The organism is Streptomyces sp. NPDC060366 (assembly GCF_042725135.1).
Taxonomy (GTDB): domain Bacteria; phylum Actinomycetota; class Actinomycetes; order Streptomycetales; family Streptomycetaceae; genus Streptomyces.
Genome location: NZ_JBHXDC010000021.1, coordinates 60,126 through 77,486, shown reverse-complemented (window position 1 = coordinate 77,486; position 17,361 = coordinate 60,126). Strand labels below are relative to the sequence as shown.

The following is a 17,361-nucleotide window of genomic DNA, read 5'->3' as shown; positions in this document are numbered from 1 at the left end:
GCCGCGGGTCGTGTGGCGTGGATTCGTGTACGACGTGGGGTCGTTCGGCGGTCGGGTGGCGGTCAGCCGGAGGCGCCGCGGTCGAGTGCGGCGCGTACGAGATCGGCGACGGCCATGTCCTTGATCTCGTCGCTCCGGTCGGCCGTCTGCGCCACCGGGGTCGGCGGTGCAGACAGCGCGGCGTCCGGCGAGCCCGCGTCGCGCCCCAGCGCCATGAGCGTGTCGAGCAGCCCGGCGTGCCGCAGCCGGTCCACCGGGATCCGGGCCAGCAGGTCGCGGACGGTGCCCTCGTCGTGGTGCCCCAACTCGCCGTCGGTGGGGTCCGGTTCGTGCTCGGGGGCGATCGTGGCCAGCAGGAACTCCGCCAGTGCCGCCGGCGTGGCGTGGTCGAAGATCATCGTGGAGGGCAGCCGCAGGCCGCTGACGGTGTTGAGCCGGTTGCGCAGTTCCACCGCGGCCAGCGAGTCGAATCCCAGATCGGTGAACGCCTTGCGGGGCTCGACCGACCCGGGCCCGTCGTGGCCGAGAACGGCGGCGACCTCCGTCCTGACGGCTTCGAGCACGGTGAACGGGTGGTCGGGCACGGGAATGGTGGCGAGCCGTTCGGCGAGGGTGAGCGCCGTGGTCCGCCGTACCTCGCGGCGCGCGGCGGTGGGCACGAGGCCGCGCAGGGCGGCGGGCAGGTCGTCGCCGCGCCGGCGCAGCACGGCGGTGTCCAGGTGTACGGGAACGAGTGTGGTCAGCCCCGATGTCACGGCCGCGTCGAAGAGCGCCAGTCCCTCGTCCGCCGTCAGGGCGCCGGTGCCGGATCGCTCGATGCGTCGCAGGTCCGCGTCGGTGAGTCCCGCGCCCATGCCGCCGCCTTCGGCCCACAGGCCCCAGGCGAGGGAGAGCGCGGGCAGTCCCTCGTCCCTGCGATGCTCGGCGAGCGCGTCGAGGAAGGCGTTCGCGGCGGCGTAGTTGCCCTGGCCGCTGGCGTCCAGGGTGCCGGCCGCCGAGGAGAACAGGACGAAGTGCGCCAGGTCCTGAACCTTCGTCAGCTCGTGCAGGTGCCAGGCGGCGTCGGCCTTGGGCCGGAGCACCGTGTCGACGCGCTCGGGGGTGAGTGTGGCGACGGTGCCGTCGTCGAGGACTCCGGCGGTGTGCACGACGCTGTCGACGCGGTGGCGCGAGAGCAGCCGGGCGAGCGCGGCACGGTCGCCCACGTCGCAGCTCACCACCCGGGTGCGGGCGCCCAGTTCGGCCAGTTCCGCGACGAGCGGCGCGCTGCCGGTGGCGTCGTTGCCGCGCCGGCTCGCCAGGACGAGGCGGGTGACGCCGTGCCGGGCGACCAGATGCCGGGCGACGAGCGCGCCGAGGCCGCCGGTACCGCCGGTGATCAGCACGGTGCCCCAGTCCCTCGTCTCCCCGGCCGCCGGTTCCGGCCGGGCCCTGGTCAGCCGTGGCGCGCTCAACTCGGCGCCGCGCAGGATCAGTTCGGGTTCGCCCGTGTCGAGCAGAGCGGCGATCTTGGACCGGGTGAGGCCGCCCTCCTCGATCCGGACCAGCACCGTCCGGCCGGGGTCCTCGGCCTGGGCCGCGCGTACGAGACCGCGCACGGTGGCGCCCACGAGTCCCGGTCCGGTCGCGACGAGCAGGGTGGAGTCGGCGTGCCGGGCGTCGCGCGGCCACGCTTTGAGCACGGGGAGCACCGTGTCCAGCGCGGCACGCAGCGCGGCCGGGACGTCGCTCGGCACGCCGTGCGTCTCGGGTACGGGCAGGACGACGACGTCGGCGGGCTCGTCGAGTCCGTCGGGTGTGGCGGCGACGGTGGCTCCGAGGCCCAGGTCGTCGTCGCCGAGTACCGCGTAGCTGAGCGCGGTTCGCGTTCCCGTGTACGGGGGCAGCGGTACCGGGACGACGGTGTAGAGGGAGTCGGTGTCGCCGGTGAGCGCGCCCGCGGTGACCGGGCGGGTGAGGTAGGACGCGACGGACACCAGGGGGACGCCGTCGGCGTCGGCGAGGTCGAGCCGCAGCTCCTTCTTCCCGGTCCGTACGAGCCTGACGCGCGCCGCCGACGCTCCGGCCGCGTGCAGTGTGACACCGCTCCACGCGAACGGCAGCTGCACGCCTCCCTCTTCGGCGCCGTTCCCTTCGCCGCCGGGCCCCTCGTCGTCCGCGTCGAGGAACGACGAGACGTGCAGCGCGGCGTCGAGCAGCGCGGGGTGGATCCCGAAGCGCGCGGCGTCGGGGCGGGCGTCGGCGGGGAGCGCGAGTTCGGCGTAGACCTCCTCGCCCCTGCGCCATGCCGCGCCGACGCCGCGGAAGACGGGGCCGTAGTCGTAGCCGTCGGCGCCCATGCGTTCGTACAGCGTGCCGACATCGACGGCGGTCGCGCCGGGCGGCGGCCAGGAGCCGAGCGGTTCGGCGGGGGTGGTCTGCCGGGTCAGGGTGCCGGTGGCGTGCCGGGTCCACTCGGCGTCCTCGCCCGCGCTCTCGGCGCGGGAGAAGATCTCCACGGTCCCGTCGGAGCCCGCCGCCACCTGGAGCTTCACGGCGCCCGCTCCGGGCAGTACCAACGGCGCCTGGAGGGTGAGCTCCTCGAGCACCGGCAGGCCGACGAGGTCGCCCGCGCGGATGGCGAGGTCGACCAGGGCGGTGCCGGGGAGCAGGGTCGTGCCGAGTACGGCGTGCTCGGCGAGCACGGGGTGGGTGGCGGTGGAGATCCGGCCGGTCAGCAGGACGTCGTCGGAGCCGGCCCGCCGGACCACGGCGCCGATCAGCGGGTGGTCGACGGGGGTCAGTCCGAAGCCGTCCGCGTCGCCCCTGGCCGCCGGGGCGTCGAGCCAGAAGCGGCGGTGCGCGAAGGCGTAGGTGGGCAGTTCGACGGGCCGGGGCCGGTGGTCCCCGTACAGGGCGGGCCAGTCGACGTCTATGCCGCGGGTGTGGACGGACGACACGGCGGCGAGCAGTTCGCGCAGCGGGTCGCGGTCCTTGCGGGCGACGGGGACGAAGGCGGTCTCCGCCGTCTCGGGGAGGCAGTCGGGGCCGAGGGCCGTGAGGACGGCGGCGGGGCCGAGTTCGAGGAAGGTGTCGACGCCCTGTGCGTGGAGTGTGGCGACGGCGTCGGCGAAGCGGACCGTCTCCCGGATGTGCCGGACCCAGTAGTCGGCGGAGCGGAGTTCCTCGGCGCTCGCGGTCCGGCCGGTCAGGGTGGACACGACCGGGATGCTCGGCTCGGCGGTCGGCAGGGCCGCGACGACAGCGCGGAAGTCGTCGAGCATGGCGTCCATGCGCGGCGAGTGGAAGGCGTGGGACACCCGCAGCCGCTTGGGCGACTCCAGGCGTGCGGTGATGTCCAGGACCGCGTCCTCGTCGCCGGACACGACCACGGCCCGGGGGCCGTTGACGGCGGCTATGCTCGTGCGCCCGTCGAGCAGGGGGCGTACCTCCTCCTCGGTGGCCCGGACGGCGACCATCGCGCCGCCCTCGGGCAGCGCTTGCATGAGGCGGCCGCGGGCGCCGACGGCCGTGGCGGCGGCCTCCAGCGACCAGACCCCCGCGACATGCGCGGCGGCGAACTCGCCCACGGAGTGACCGGCGAGCGCGTCGGGACGCAGGCCCCAGGACTCCAGCAGGCGGTAGAGCGCCACTTGGGTCGCGAAGAGGGCGGCCTGGGTGTACGCGGTCCGCTCCAGCAGATCGGAGCGGGCGCCGAACACCACGTCGGCCAGGGGGTGTTCGAGGTCCCGGTCGAGGAGGGCGGCCGCCGCGTCGAAGTGGGCCGCGTACACGGGCCAGTTGTCGTACCAGGCGCGCCCCATGGCGGGGCGCTGGGCGCCCTGGCCGGAGAAGAGGAACGCGGTGCCGCCCTCGGTGACGGTTCCGGTGACGAGTCCGTCGTGGTCGAGTCCCCCGGCGAGCGCGTCGAGCGCGGCGGCGGTCTCGGCGCGGTCGGCGGCGAGGAGTACGGCGCGGTGCGGGTGGGTGGCGCGTGTGGTGGCGAGGGCCGGGCCGAGGTCGGCGGGGCCGGCGTCGACGGAGAGCAGGGCGGTGGCCTGGCCGCGCAGCGCGTCGGCGGAGCGTGCGGAGACGGGGACCGGGACGGGCATGGGTACGAGGTCCGGGTGGGCCGGCTCCAGGACTTCGGGCTCCGGCTCGGCGCCGGGCTGCTCGATGATCACATGGGCGTTCGTCCCGCTGATGCCGAACGACGAGATGCCCGCGCGCAGCGGCCCCTCGGGCCTGTCCCACGCCTGGTCCTCGGTGAGCAGCCGGACCGCTCCCGCGTCCCAGTCGACCTGGTCCGACGGGGCGTCGACGTGCAGGGTGCGCGGGAGGGTACGGTGCCGCATCGCCATGATCATCTTGATGACGCCGGCCACTCCGGCCGCGGCCTGGGTGTGTCCGATGTTCGACTTGATCGAGCCGAGCCACAGGGGCCGCTCGGCCGGCCGGTCCCGGCCGTACGTGGCGAGCAGGGCCTGCGCCTCGATGGGGTCGCCGAGGGTGGTGCCCGTGCCGTGTCCCTCGACCGCGTCGACGTCGCCGGGCCGGAGTCCGCCCGCTTCGAGGGCGGCGCGGATGACGCGCTGCTGGGAGGGGCCGTTGGGCGCGGTGAGGCCGTTCGACGCGCCGTCGGAGTTGACGGCGGAGCCGCTGACCAGCGCGAGTACGCGGTGCCCGTTGCGGCGGGCGTCGGAGAGGCGCTCCATCACCAGCATGCCGACGCCTTCGCCCCAGCCGGTGCCGTCGGCCGCCGTCGCGAAGGACTTGCAGCGTCCGTCGCTCGCGAGACCCCGCTGCCTGCTGAAGTCCACGAACGTGTCGGGCGTGGACATCACGGTGACTCCCCCGACCAGTGCGAGGGAGCACTCGCCGCCGCGCAGCGCCTGCGCCGCCAGGTGCAGGGTCACGAGCGAGGAGGAGCAGGCCGTGTCGACGGTGAGCGCGGGCCCTTCGAGCCCGAGCGCGTAGGCGACCCGGCCCGATACGACGCTGCCCAGGCTGCCGTTGCCGAGGTAGGCGGCCACGTCGTCGGGCACGTCGGTGAGCCGGCTCGCGTAGTCGTGGTACATGACGCCGGCGAAGACCCCGGTGTCGGTGGAGCGCAGGGTGTCGGGGTCGATGCCCGCGCGCTCGCACGCCTCCCAGGACACTTCGAGCAGGAGCCGCTGCTGCGGGTCCATGGCCGCGGCCTCGCGGGGGCTGATGCCGAAGAAGTCCGCGTCGAACTCGGCCGCGTCGTAAAGGAATCCGCCCTCGCGGGCGTACGTCCTGCCGGGCTTGCCGGGCTCGGGGTCGTACAGCGCCTCGGCGTCCCAGCCCCGGTCGGCGGGGAAGTCACCGATCGCGTCCGTCCCCTCGGCGACCAGGCGCCACAGCTCCTCCGGGGACCGTACGCCGCCGGGGAAGCGGCAGCTCATACCGACGATCGCGATCGGCTCGTCCGTCCGCGCGGACGTGGTGGCGGCGGGCGCGTCGGGCGTGTCGTCCTCGGTGCCGTACAGCGCTTCGCGGAGATGGGCGGCGAGCGCCTTGGGGTTGGGGTGGTCGAAGACCAGGGTGGACGGCAGACGGAGCCCGGTGGCGGTGTTCAGCCGGTTGCGCAGTTCGACGGCGGCGAGGGAGTCGAAGCCGAGTTCGGTGAAGGCGCGGCCGGGCGGGACGGCGGCGGCGCCGTCGTGGCGCAGTACGGCGGCGACCTCGGTCCGCACCAGCTCCAGCAGGGCGCGGTCGCGCTCCTGGGGCGGCAGTGACGCGGTGGCCGGGCCGCCGTGCGTGGTCGGCGCGGCGACGGGGGTGGTATGCCGGGGCGCCGGCCGGACGATCGCGCTGAGCAGGGGCGGTACGCCGCCCGCGCGGCTGCGGACGGCCGCCGCGTCGACCTCGACGGGCACGACGCGCGCCTCGCCGGTCCGTACGGCAGCGTCGAAGAGTTCGAGGGACCGGGCCGCGCTCAGTCCGGGCAGGCCGTGGCCGGCGATGCGCTCCAGGGCCGTGGCGTCGAGGGCGGCGCCCATGCCGGTGTCGGTCGCCCACAGGCCCCAGGACAGGGCGGTGGCGGGCAGGCCCCGGGCGGCGCGGTGTTCGGCGAGCGCGTCGACGAAGGCGTTGGCGGCGGCGTAGTTGCCCTGGCCCGCGCCGTCCAGGACGGCGGCCAGCGAGGAGAAGAGCACGAACGCGGACAGGGGCCGGTCGCGGGTGAGTTCGTGCAGGTGCCACGCCCCGTCGGCCTTCGCGCGGAAGACCTCGTCCACCAACTCGTCGGTGAGCGTGCCGATCACGCCGTCGTGGACGATGCCCGCCGCGTGGACGACGGAGTCGACGGGGTGCCGGTCCAGCAGTTCGGCGAGGGCCGCGCGGTCGCCGACGTCGCAGCCGGCGACGGTGACGGCGGCCCCCAACCCGGCCAGTTCCGCTTCCAGTTCGGGCGCGCTGCCGCGCCTGCCGACGAGGACGAGGTCGCGTACGCCGTGCCGGGTGACGAGGTGGCGGGCCAGCAGTCCGCCCAGTCCACCGGTGCCACCGGTGATCAGGACACGGCCCCAGACCGGCGGCGCCTCGGTGCCCGCCGGCAGCGCGGCGAGCCGAGGGACGGTCAACTCACCCTCGGAGACGAACACTTCCGGTTCCCCGGTGGCCAGGGCGGCCTTGAGCAGGGCGTCGGGCAGCTCGCCCTCGTGCCGTACGAGTACGAAACGGCCGGGGTTCTCGGCCTGGGCGGAGCGCACCAGGCCCTCGATCGGCGCGTGTGCGAGGGACGCCGAGGTGACGACGGCGAGGGGCGCGGCGCCGAACCGGTCGTCGGTGAGCCAGGATTGGAGCACCCGCAGGGTGTGGGCGGTCGCGGCGCGGGCGCCCGAAAGGGGATCCTCGTCGCCAAGTGGGACGCGGAAAACAACGGCGGACGGCGCACTTTCCCCCAACTCGTCGTGCGGAGCGTCCAGTTCGGCGAGGTGGTCGGAGTCCGCGCCCACCGGGGCGGGGACCGGGAGCCTTCGGAGCGTGTACATCGTGTCGGCGCCCGGGACGGGTCGCGACACCAGGCCGGTGATCTCGGCGACCGGTGCGCCCGTGCCGTCGGCGAGCAGCAGGGCGAGGGAGTCGTCGCCGGTGCGGGTGATGCGTACGCGTACGGCGGCGGCGCCCGACGCGTGGAGCGTCACGCCCGTCCAGGCGAACGGCACGAGGATGTCGCCGCCCTTGGCTGGTGTCTCAGAGCCGTGGGTGTCCGTGCCGTGGGTATCCGCGCCGTACGTGTCCGGGTCGGACGCGTGGAGGGCGGCGTCGAGCAGCGCGGGGTGCAGGCCGAAGCCCGCGGGGTCGGCGGTTCCGGGCGGCAGGGTGACGTCCGCGTACACCTCGTCGCCGAGCCGCCAGGCGGCCGTGACGCCCTGGAAGGCGGAACCGTACGCGTATCCCTGGCCGGCCAGTTTCCCGTACAGGCCGCTCACGTCGACGGGTTCGGCGCCGGGCGGCGGCCAGGACTCCAGTCCGGCGGGGCGCGGTGCCGGGGCCGTGGCGAGGACGCCCGCGGCGTGCTGGGTCCAGGAGCCCGGCTCGGCCGCGGCGTTCTCGGGGCGCGAGTGGATCGTCAGCGGCAGCCGGCCGCTCGCGTCCTGCTCTCCGACCGCCACCTGGACGGCCACGCCGGTCCCCTCCGGGGACAGGACGAGTGGCGCGCCGAGCGTCAACTCCTCGACGGACGCGGCTCCGACGTGACCGGCGGCGTGCAGCGCAAGCTCCACGAACGCGGTGCCGGGGAAGAGGAGGCGCCCGTCGATGACATGGCCGGCGAGCCACGGTTGCGTACGGGTGGAGAGGCGTCCGGTGAGGACCACACCCACGGCGCCGACCGCGACGACCGCGCCCAGCAGCGGGTGACCGGCGGGCAGTTGGCCGAGCCCGGCGGCGTCCACGGTGCCCGCGCCCTGTTCGAGCCAGAAGCGCCTGCGGCGGAAGGGGTAGGTCGGCAGCGCGATCCGCCGGGCCCCCGCGTCGGCGTAGAAGCGCCGCCAGTCCACGGGGACGCCCCGGCCGTACGCGAACGCCAACGCGCCGACGGCCTCCGGCACTTCGGGCCGGTCGCGGCGCAGGAGCGGTGCGAAGGCGGCGTCCTCGTGGCGCGCGCAGTCCTGGCCCATGACGCTGAGGACGGCGTCGGGGCCGAGTTCGAGGAACGTGGTGACGCCGGAGTCCTCCAGGGCGCCGACGGCGTCGTGGAAGCGGACCTGGGCGCGGACGTGGTCGACCCAGTACTCGGGGTCGAGCATCTCCTCGCCCGCGAGGCGGCCCGTGACGGTCGACACGACCGGGAGCGCGGGCTCGGTGTACTTCAGCGCCTTGGCGACGCGGCGGAACTCCTCCAGCATCGGTTCCATGAGCGGGGAGTGGAAGGCGTGGGAGACCCTGAGCCGCTTGGTGTTCCGGCCCTGCTCCGCCAACCGCCCGGCGATGGCGAGCACTTCGTCCTCGGCGCCGGAGACCACCACCGCGTCGGGCCCGTTGACGGCCGCGATGCCGGTACGTGGGGTGAGCAGCGGCTCGACCTCGTCGGCCGTCGCGCGTACGGCCACCATGGCTCCCCCGGCGGGCAGTTCCCTCATGAGCCGGCCGCGCGTGGCGACGAGGATCGCCGCGTCCTCCAGGGAGAGGATGCCCGCGACGTGCGCGGCGGTGATCTCGCCGATGGAGTGGCCCGCCAGATAGTCAGGGGTCAGCCCCCAGCTCTCCAGCAGCCGGTAGAGGGCGGTCTCGACGGCGAACAGGGCGGGCTGCGCGTAATCGGTGCGGTGCAGCAGCGCCGCGTCCTCGTCGGCGGGATCCGCGAACAGTACGTCGCCGAGCGGCCGGTCGAGGTGCATGTCGAGATAGGCGCAGGCGTCGTCCAGCGCGTCGGCGAACACCGGGTAGATGGAGGCGAGTTCGGCGCCCATGGCGAGGCGCTGGCTGCCCTGGCCGGTGAAGAGGAACGCCAGTTTTCCGGGAACTGCCGTGGTGACGGGGGCGCTGCCGTCGGCGAGCGCGGCCAGCGCCGCGCGCAGCTCCTCCCGGTCGTCGGTGACGACGACGGCCCGCTCGTCGAGGGCGGCACGGGTGGTGGCGAGAGAGAAGGCGAGGTCGGAGAGATCGGCGGACGCGGCGTGGTCGAGCAGCGGGAGGAGGTCGGCGGCGCGGGCGCGCAGCGCCTCCTCGCCCCGGCCGGACAGCACGAACGGCAGCACGGCGGGCACGTCGGTACCGGGCCCGCCGTCCGTCCCTCCGCTCTCGTCCGACAAGGCGTCACCGGGAGCCTCTGAGGCCTCGGGGGCCTCTGAGATCTCGGGTGCCTCCGGGGCCTCCAGGACGAGGTGGGCGTTGGTGCCGCTGACGCCGAACGACGACACGCCCGCCCGCCGGGGCCGGCCGGCGGCGGGCCACGCCCGTGCCTCGGTGACGAGTTCCACGGCGCCGCCGGCCCAGTCGACGTGCGGTGTCGGCTCGTCGATGTGCAGGGTCCGGGGCACCCGGCCGTGCCGCATGCCGAGGATCATCTTGATGACCCCGGCCACGCCCGCCGCGCCCTGGGTGTGTCCGAGGTTGGACTTCACGGAGCCGAGCAGCAACGGCGCGTTCTCGGGCCGGTCCTGGCCGTAGGTGGCGAGGATCGCGTCGGCCTCGATGGGGTCGCCGAGCCTGGTCCCGGTGCCGTGGGCGTCGACCACGTCGACATCGGCGGTGGTCAGGCCCGCGTTGGCGAGCGCCTGCCGGATGAGCCGCTGCTGGGAGGCGCCGCTGGGGGCGGTCAGTCCGTTGGACGCGCCGTCCTGGTTGATGGCGGAGCCCCGGACGACGGCGAGGACCTGGTGACCGTTGCGGCGGGCGTCGGAGAGCCGTTCCAGGACGAGTATGCCCACGCCCTCGGCGAAGCCGGTTCCGTCGGCGCCGGCGGCGAAGGCCTTGCAGCGCCCGTCGGGCGCGAGCCCGCGCTGCCGGCTGAACGCGGTGAACACGCCCGGCCCGCCCATCACGGCCACACCGCCCGCGAGCGCGAGCGTGGACTCGCCGCGCGCGAGCGACTGGCAGGCGAGGTGCAGGGCGACGAGCGAGGCGGAGCAGGCGGTGTCCACGGTCACGGCGGGGCCCTCGGCGCCCAGGACGTAGGCGACCCGGCCGGAGATGACGCTGGAGGCGTTGCCGGTGAGCAGGTAGGCGTCGAGTCCGTCCGGGGCGTCGTGCAGACGCGGCCCGTACTCCTGGACCTCGGCGCCGACGAACGTACCCGTCGCGCTGCCGTGCAGGGTGCGCGGATCGATGCCCGCGTCCTCCAGGGCGTGCCAGGCGGTCTCCAGTACGAGCCGCTGCTGCGGGTCCATGCCGAGCGCCTCGCGCGGGCTGATGCCGAAGAAGTCGGCGTCGAACTCGGTGGCCGTGTCCAGGAATCCGCCGGCGCGCGCGTAACTGCTGCCGGGCTTCTCGGGGTCGTCCTCGAACAGCGAGCCCAGATCCCAGCCGCGGTCGTCGGGGAACGTGGACAGCACCTCGCCGCCCCGGTCGAGCAACTGCCACAGGTCGTCGGGCGTGTTCACACCGCCGGGGAAGCGGCAGCCGATGCCCACGACGGCGACCGGCTCGTCGTCACCAACGTGCTCGGCGGCGACCCGCTCGTCGGCGGCGGTGCCGAGGACTTCCGCGATCAGCCGGTCGGTGAGGACTTCGGTGGTGGGGCAGTCGTACGCGACGGTCACGGGCAGCCGCAGACCGGTCTCCGCGGTCAGCCTGCGGTGCAGGTCGACCGAGGCCAGCGAGTCGAGGCCGAGGTCCGCGAACGGCAGGGAGGTGTCGATCCGGCCGAGTTCGGGGCGGGCGGCCCGCAGCGCGGCAGTGACGTGCGCGCTCACCCGTTCGAGGACCAGCCTGCGGCGCTCCGACGGTGGAGTGGCGGCCAGCAGCCGTGACAGTGCCGAGCCCGAACCGGTCGTGTTCATCGACGCATCTCCATTCATCGACACATGTCCAAATCGGTCGACACCTGTTTGACGTGAACCGTAATTACGCGCGAAGAGGGCCCATAACCCCTTACGCCCCCCTAGGGCCTTTCTCTTGGATCTCGCGGAGAGGCCCCGGGCGTGACCCGCTCGTCGGCAGGTGAATCACCGGGGGGTTCGGAATCGAACGTCCGGCGAATGTAGGACAGCGAGGAGAGGAGTTCCGTCGACGAGACCGCGCGCGCCGCGCCCGCCCCGGCGCGCCGGGGAAGCGGCATTTTCCCGGTGGTCGCCCAGCGGAGCCGTCCTTCGTCGTCCAGATAACTCCTGCTGAGTCCCGCGTTGTCCGGATGGAGGCAGTACGGGACGTCGAGATAGCCGCGTCCGAACGCCGTCAACAGCCCTTGTCCGACGTCGGATCCGAGGTTCAGCACCGCTTCGACCAGTGCGGACGCCTCCGTGTAGGTCTCGGAGTCGGCCGCCGGCTCCGGGCCGCGCGCCGTGTTCGCGGCCACGGCCGAGGCGTGTTCCAGGGCGCTGACGTTCTCCTCGATGGTGGGAATGCGCAGGGATTCCGAGACGGTCTTCACGATGAGCCGTGCCGCCCCGGTGGTGACCGCCAGTTCCGCCGCCTGTCCGAGCAACGCGAAGGTGCCGACGGGTGTTTGCGGATACAGCCCCATGTAGGCGTAGACGACGACATGCCATTCCGCGCCGGGAAGTAATTCCCGGCACAGCCGGCGCAGCGCGGCGACGGCTTCCTCGTCCTGGCCGCGGTGGGTCTGCTGTGCGTAGCTGACGGAAATGCTGCGGAGCCCGTATTCGTAGAAGAACCGTGCCTCCAGGGCGCTGATGGCGACCAGCAGACTGGGCGGGCAGAGCTGGCCGAGCATGCAACCGCCGAATGTCTCCAGGTGCGGTTCGAGGCCGGGGCGCCGGGCGGAGGCGAACAGCGCGGACGAGCGGGACCAGTTGGCGACGGACTGGGCGAGCGGGGTGCGCCCGTAGGGGAGGCAGTACGAGACGGGGCCGCCCTCCGAGGCGTCGAGGCCCGCCGCCATGAGCGCCTTGAAGATGTCCTCGGGGACGGCGGAGCCGTGCCGGACCTGGACGGGGAAGTCCTCGTCGCGAATGCCGTCGAGGATGCCGTGGGTGGTGTCGAGACCGTGGCTGACGATGGGGTAGCCGTTGAGCGCGACGCCTTCGAGCAGGGCCAGTTCGGCGGATTCCAGATCCCCGACCCTGGTGTAGCTGTCCAGGGTGAGGGTGCCGACCGTGGTGGCCCGCGCCTGCCTGGTGGCCAGCAGGCCAGCCCGCATGACGGCCGGGTCGCTCATCCCCATGCGCGGCTGGACCACCAGTCGTCCCGCTCCGTGGGCCCGGTGGACGAACGCGCCGAATCCGGCGTCGTTCGCGCCGGGCCCGGGGTCGTGCGCACCGGACCCGGCGTCGTTCACACCGCGGCCCGCTGCGGCATCGAGGTGAGCATGCGCCGGAAGGTGACGATCCCCTCGGCGGTGTCGTCGAAGACGGCGTCGTAACCGGCGGCCATCAGTCCGACCGTTTCGTCCGCGCTCTGTTCGCCGTGGATGCCGAGCTTGCCGCCGATGACGACGGGTACGTCCGCCAGGTCGGCGCATTCGCGCAGGCCGGTGATGGCGCGCATGCCGTCCCGGTAGCCGTGGCCGTTGACGCTGCTCATGACGACGAGCGCGGGCCGCTCGGCGCGGACCGTGCCGATGAGGAGGTCCTCGGGGACGCACGGGCCGAGGTTGACGACGCGGTGGCCGTGCTCCTCCAGCAGCAGTTGCAGGAAGACCAGACCCCAGGTGTGGGAGTCGGACATCGCGCCCGCGACGACGACGGTGGTCGACGCGTCGCCGGCGGGGACGGCGGGTGAGGGGGTGGTGGTCTCTGTCGTTGTACTCATCAAGGTCACAGGGCCTGTCCGTGTTCGTAGCCGCGTATGTGTTCGATCCGGGAGACGGAGACCAGCTCCGTACCGCGTACGACGATCTCCTTGGGTGCCGGCCTGCCGAGGAACATCAGCAGGCTCGCGGTGGTCCCGTAGGCACCGGAGTTGGGGATGGTGACAAGGTCTCCGGGTGCGAGCTCCCGCAGGCGCAGATCACGTCCGAGCAGGTCGCCGGGGGTGCACAGGGGTCCGACGAGGCTGGTGGTGTGCTCGGCGGCGGGGTCGGCCTCCAGCGGGCCGACGGTGACGGGGAAGATACGGCCGAGGCCGGACATCCCGCCGAAGACGTTGATGCCGCCGTCGAGTACTGCGAAGCGCCGGCCGCGGCTCTCCTTAAGGTTGACGACGCCGAGGAGCAACGACCCGCTGTCGCCCACGAGATGGCGGCCCGACTCGCAGGCGATGCGCGGGGCGCCGTCGCGCCAGCCGGGGAAGTGCTCGTCCAGGTCGGCGGAGAGCGCGGCGCGCAGGTTCGCGTAGACGGGCCGTTCACCGCTGACGGCGTACGGTGCGGCGAATCCGCCACCGATGTCGAGGAAGCGCAGCGGTACGCCGAGTTCGCGCTGGAGGTGCGCCGCGGTCTCGATGGTGTTGCGGAACTCCGCGATGAGGCTGGACTCGTCGCCCGCGTTGCTGAGCGGGAAGAAGTGCAGACCTTCCACGACCGTGCCGGGCACGTCCGTCACCTCGTGCCGCAGCTCCGGGAGCGTCTCGCTGTCGAAGCCGAACTGCGAGGGGACGCCGGTCATCCTGATGCTGGTGGGGGCGCTCGCCGCGGCGCTGTTCACGCGCAGCAGGCACTCCGCGACGAGGCCGAGCGCGTCGGCCCGCGCGCCGATGCGCCGGAGGTCGCCGAGGGACTCGACGGAGAACTTGGCGACGCCACGCGTGAGCGCGTCGGTCAGCTCCTCGTCGGTCTTGCCGGGGCCGGTGTACAGGATGTCGGAGCCGGGGAAGCCCGCCTGGAGCACGGCGTCCAGCTCGCCGGTCGAGCTGATCTCGGCCCGGCAGCCGCGCCCGCCGTCCCCGCGCATCTCCCGCAGGATCTCGGGGTGCGGGTTGGCCTTCGCCGCGTAGTACAGCGCGACCTCCTCGGGGAGCGCGTCGAGCAGGTCGCGGCGGGCGGTGGCGACGCGTTCGAGGTCGTACACATAGCTCGGGGTGCCGAAGTGCTTGGCGAGCTCGTGGAAGTCGGTGCCGGTCACCGCGGGGTCCCTTCGAGGAGGCGGGTGAGCTGCTTGCGGTCGTGCTTGCCGTGCTGGGTGAGCGGCAGCTCGTCCAGGACCTGGCAGGTCGCGGGGACCTTGGCGAGTTCGAGACGCAGGGAGAGTTCGCGCAGGACGGTGTGCGGCGCGATCTCCCCCTCGACGAAGACGGCGAGATCGCGGGCCCCTTCGGGCGGTACGGCGACGGCGGCGCGCACGCCGGGGATGTCGGTGGCGGCGGCCTCGATCTCGATGGTGCTCATCCGCACGCCCCGGCGTTTGAACATGTCGTCGCGCCGGCCCTCGTAGTAGAGGAATCCGTCCTCGTCGAGGTGGCCGAAGTCACCGGTGTGCAGGCGTGGTTCACCGCTGGGCGAGGTGCGGAAGGTGCGTGCGGTGACCTCCGGGGCCCGCCAGTAGCCGGGCATCACGTGCGGCCCTTCCACGACGATCTCGCCGGTGGCGCCGGTGGGCAGCTCGCTTCCGTCCTCGCCGAGTACGCGTACCCGGGTGCCGGGAAGCGGCCGGCCGACGGAGCCGCCCTTGCTGTCCTCGAACTCCGGGGGCAGCACGGAGATCCGCTTGCACTCGGTCTGCCCGAACTGGCGCACCACGGCGACCGAGGGGAACGCGGCGCGCAGGCCGTCCGCCGTGGTCTTGGGCAGCGCGGCGCCGGTGTTGGTGAACATCCTGACGCGCGAGGGGCCGTCGGCGCGCGTGTACGGCTCGCGCTCGGCGAGCGCGCAGATCATGGCGGCCAGGGACGGCACGATCGGTACGACGGTCGCGCCGCACTCGCGGATGCTCTCCAGCAGGACGAGGTCCGACTCGCCGTCGGCCAGGACGAGTTCGCTGCGGCCGAGGGTGGCCAGCAGGATCTTGTAGAGGCCGTAGTCCCAGGAGATGGGGAAGCGGCAGAAGACGACGTCGTCGGGCCGGTAGCCCAGTTCGAGCTGGATGGCCTCCGAGGCGAAGACCATCCGGCCGTGGGGGCAGACGACGGCCTTCGGCGCCGCCGTGCTGCCGGAGGTGTAGACGAGGACGGCGATGTCGTCGGCGGACTCCTGCGTGGCCGGTCCGCGTGCTCCGCGCTCGCGCAGCCCGGTCACCTCGTCCCAGACGGTCTCCAGGGCGAGTACCGGCGCGTCCGCGAGTGCGTCGATCCGCTCCACCGCGTCGCGGGGGACGACGACCAGGGCCGGTTCGGAGTTCTCGGTCACGGACCGCAGGTGGTAGTCCTTCATGCCGGTGTTCACCGGTACGAGGACGGCGCCGTGGCGCGCCGCGCCGTAGAAGAGCGCGACCAGTTCCCGTGTACTGGGGACCTGGACCAGGATCCGCTCGCCGCGCCGGATTCCCCGTGCGGCCAGCCAGGCGGCGAACGCGTGGCTGTGATCGTCGAGTTGGCTGTAGGTCCAGCGTCCGGCCGCGTCACGTACGGCCCACGCGTCCGCGGCCTGTGCCACGGCCTCGTCGAGCAGCGTGTGCACCATGACGTCCGAGCGGGCCCCGATGCCCCGTTGAGTGTTCACTTCGCCCCGTACGACCTTTCTTGGGTTTCCTCGCGTGTCCCGGTGTTCGCGGCGGCCGGCGCCGGGGCGCCCGCCGCCAGGACGGCGAGTTGCCTGCGGTCCGTCTTCCGGTTGGAGTTGAGCGGGAAAGCGTCGAGATGCGTGTAGCGCTTGGGTACGACGGCGACGGGCAGCGTCCGGCGCAGTTCCCGGGCCAGTTCGGCCGGTGGGCTCGGACGGCCCGTGTAGAAGACGGCCAGCTCGACCGTGCCGCCGCTCGGTACGGCCACGGCGACCGCGTCCTGGACTCCGTCGCACTCCCGCGCCGCGGCCTCGACCTCGGCGAGTTCGACCCGTACGCCGTGAACCTGGACCTGTGAGTCGCCCCGGCCGAGGTAGTGCAGGACACCGTCCGCGTCACGCCTGACGCGGTCGCCGGTGCGGTACCAGCGGTGCCCGTCGCGGTCGAAGAACCGGCCCTCGTCGTCTTGCGGGTCGAGGTATCCGGCCGTCAACTGCGGTCCGGCGATGCAGAGTTCACCCTCTTCGGAGGCGGGGCCGCCTGGTGGGGCCTGTTCGCCGTCCGGTGCCAGGAGCAGCACGCCGTGGCCCTCGTGGACGGCGCCGATCGGCACCATGCCGTTGAGCCCGCGGTCCTGTCCTGGCGTCCAGCGGTGGGTGCTGACGGTGATGGTCAGTTCGGTGGGCCCGTAGAGGTTCTCGACCACGGATCCGGGTGCGGCGGCGGCCCAGTCGTCGGCGTCGCGGCTGCTCAGCGCCTCGCCGGCGAAGAAGCTCCAGCGCAGCGTGTCCATGGCGCCGGGCCGCAGTCCGCCCATGCGGCGGATCAGGGCGACGGCGCTCGGTGTGGAGAACCAGACGGTCAGGCCGTGCTCGGCGGCGAACGCGGGCATGTCGCGGTAGGCGGCGGCCGGCGGCGGTACGAGCGTGCCGCCGGAGCCCCAGGCGCAGAAGAGGTCGAACATGCCGCAGTCGAAGTTGAGGTCGAAGTTCTGCGTGAAGACGTCGCCCGGCCCGAAGTCGTAGCGCGCGTCGAGCAGCCGGAAGTAGTGGTCGGTGTTGGCGTGGGTGACCGGCACTCCCTTGGGCCGCCCGGTGGAGCCCGAGGTGAAGAGCACGTACGCGACGTCCTGCGGCAGCGCGGGCACGGGCTCGGCCAGGGCGGCGTCCGCGCGGTAGGGGATCCACGGCATCAGGGCCGGCCGTACCGCCGCGCCGCCGACGCCTTCGCCTCCGCCGGGCCCCTCACTGCCGCCGAGGCCCTCGGTGCCCGCCGTCAGTTCGGTGTGGGCGCGGAAGAGCACCGGCAGGCGGGCGCCCACGGCGGCGAGTTCGAGGAGGGCGGGGAGCGAGTCGTCGTCGGCGATCAGCGCATCCACCCCGCTCGCCTCGATCATCCGCAGGGTGCGGGCGGCGGGGAACGTCTGCTGGAGCGGCACCGTCGTGACGCCGGTGTACAGGCCGGCGAGCAGCGTCGGGTAGGCGGAGACGCCCTTGCCGACGAGTACGCCGACCGCGCGGGGTCCGGCGGGCACCGCGGCGAGCAGCGAACCGGCCAGCCCCAGTGCCCGTTCGTGCAGTTCCCGGTAGGTCAGGGTGCCGGCGCCCGTCCGCAAGGCGGGTCTGTCGGCGGAGCGTGCCAGGCCGCGCAGGAACCGCCCCGGCAGCGTGGCGTCCGTCGTGAGGGTGGAGGTGTTCAC

6 protein-coding genes are annotated in these 17,361 nt (G+C 73.5%); all 6 read right to left on the bottom strand.

Translation table 11 applies throughout. The features are described 5' to 3' along the window. Positions 1 to 62 precede the first annotated feature (62 nt). The 6 genes from ACFWHU_RS33240 to ACFWHU_RS33215 all read right to left on the bottom strand — a co-directional run bounded on the left by ACFWHU_RS33240 (position 63) and on the right by ACFWHU_RS33215 (position 17,361). Positions 63 to 10,949: an SDR family NAD(P)-dependent oxidoreductase gene (locus ACFWHU_RS33240; RefSeq protein ID WP_387229538.1), complete on the bottom strand. Its 10,887-nt coding sequence runs from the start codon at positions 10,947 to 10,949 to the stop codon at positions 63 to 65. A gap of 101 nt (positions 10,950 to 11,050) precedes the next feature. Then, positions 11,051 to 12,406: a methylaspartate mutase gene (locus tag ACFWHU_RS33235; protein WP_387229536.1), complete on the bottom strand. Its 1,356-nt coding sequence runs from the start codon at positions 12,404 to 12,406 to the stop codon at positions 11,051 to 11,053. Next, positions 12,403 to 12,879, bottom strand: a complete 477-nt coding sequence (locus ACFWHU_RS33230; protein ID WP_385801553.1) for a cobalamin B12-binding domain-containing protein — start codon at positions 12,877 to 12,879, stop codon at positions 12,403 to 12,405. Before ACFWHU_RS33230 ends, ACFWHU_RS33235 begins: the two co-directional genes overlap by 4 nt. Before the next feature lie 5 nt (positions 12,880 to 12,884). After that, positions 12,885 to 14,129 carry a type III PLP-dependent enzyme gene (locus ACFWHU_RS33225; RefSeq protein WP_385801551.1) on the bottom strand — a complete coding sequence of 415 codons (1,245 nt, stop codon included), beginning with the start codon at positions 14,127 to 14,129 and terminating at the stop codon, positions 12,885 to 12,887. Beyond that, complete coding sequence (locus tag ACFWHU_RS33220) at positions 14,126 to 15,661, bottom strand: AMP-binding protein (protein WP_387229533.1); 1,536 nt, start codon at positions 15,659 to 15,661, stop codon at positions 14,126 to 14,128. Before ACFWHU_RS33220 ends, ACFWHU_RS33225 begins: the two co-directional genes overlap by 4 nt. Beyond that, entirely contained in the window at positions 15,658 to 17,361 is a 1,704-nt protein-coding gene (locus tag ACFWHU_RS33215) for an AMP-binding protein (RefSeq protein ID WP_387229531.1), read from the bottom strand. The genes ACFWHU_RS33220 and ACFWHU_RS33215 overlap by 4 nt, the downstream gene beginning before the upstream one ends.

Bases quoted from the DNA above. Each gene is read 5' to 3' on its own strand.
- ACFWHU_RS33230 (WP_385801553.1), bottom strand. From the start codon at position 12,879: ATGAGTACAACGACAGAGACCACCACCCCCTCACCCGCCGTCCCCGCC.
- ACFWHU_RS33240 (WP_387229538.1), bottom strand. From the start codon at position 10,949: ATGAACACGACCGGTTCGGGCTCGGCACTGTCACGGCTGCTGGCCGCC.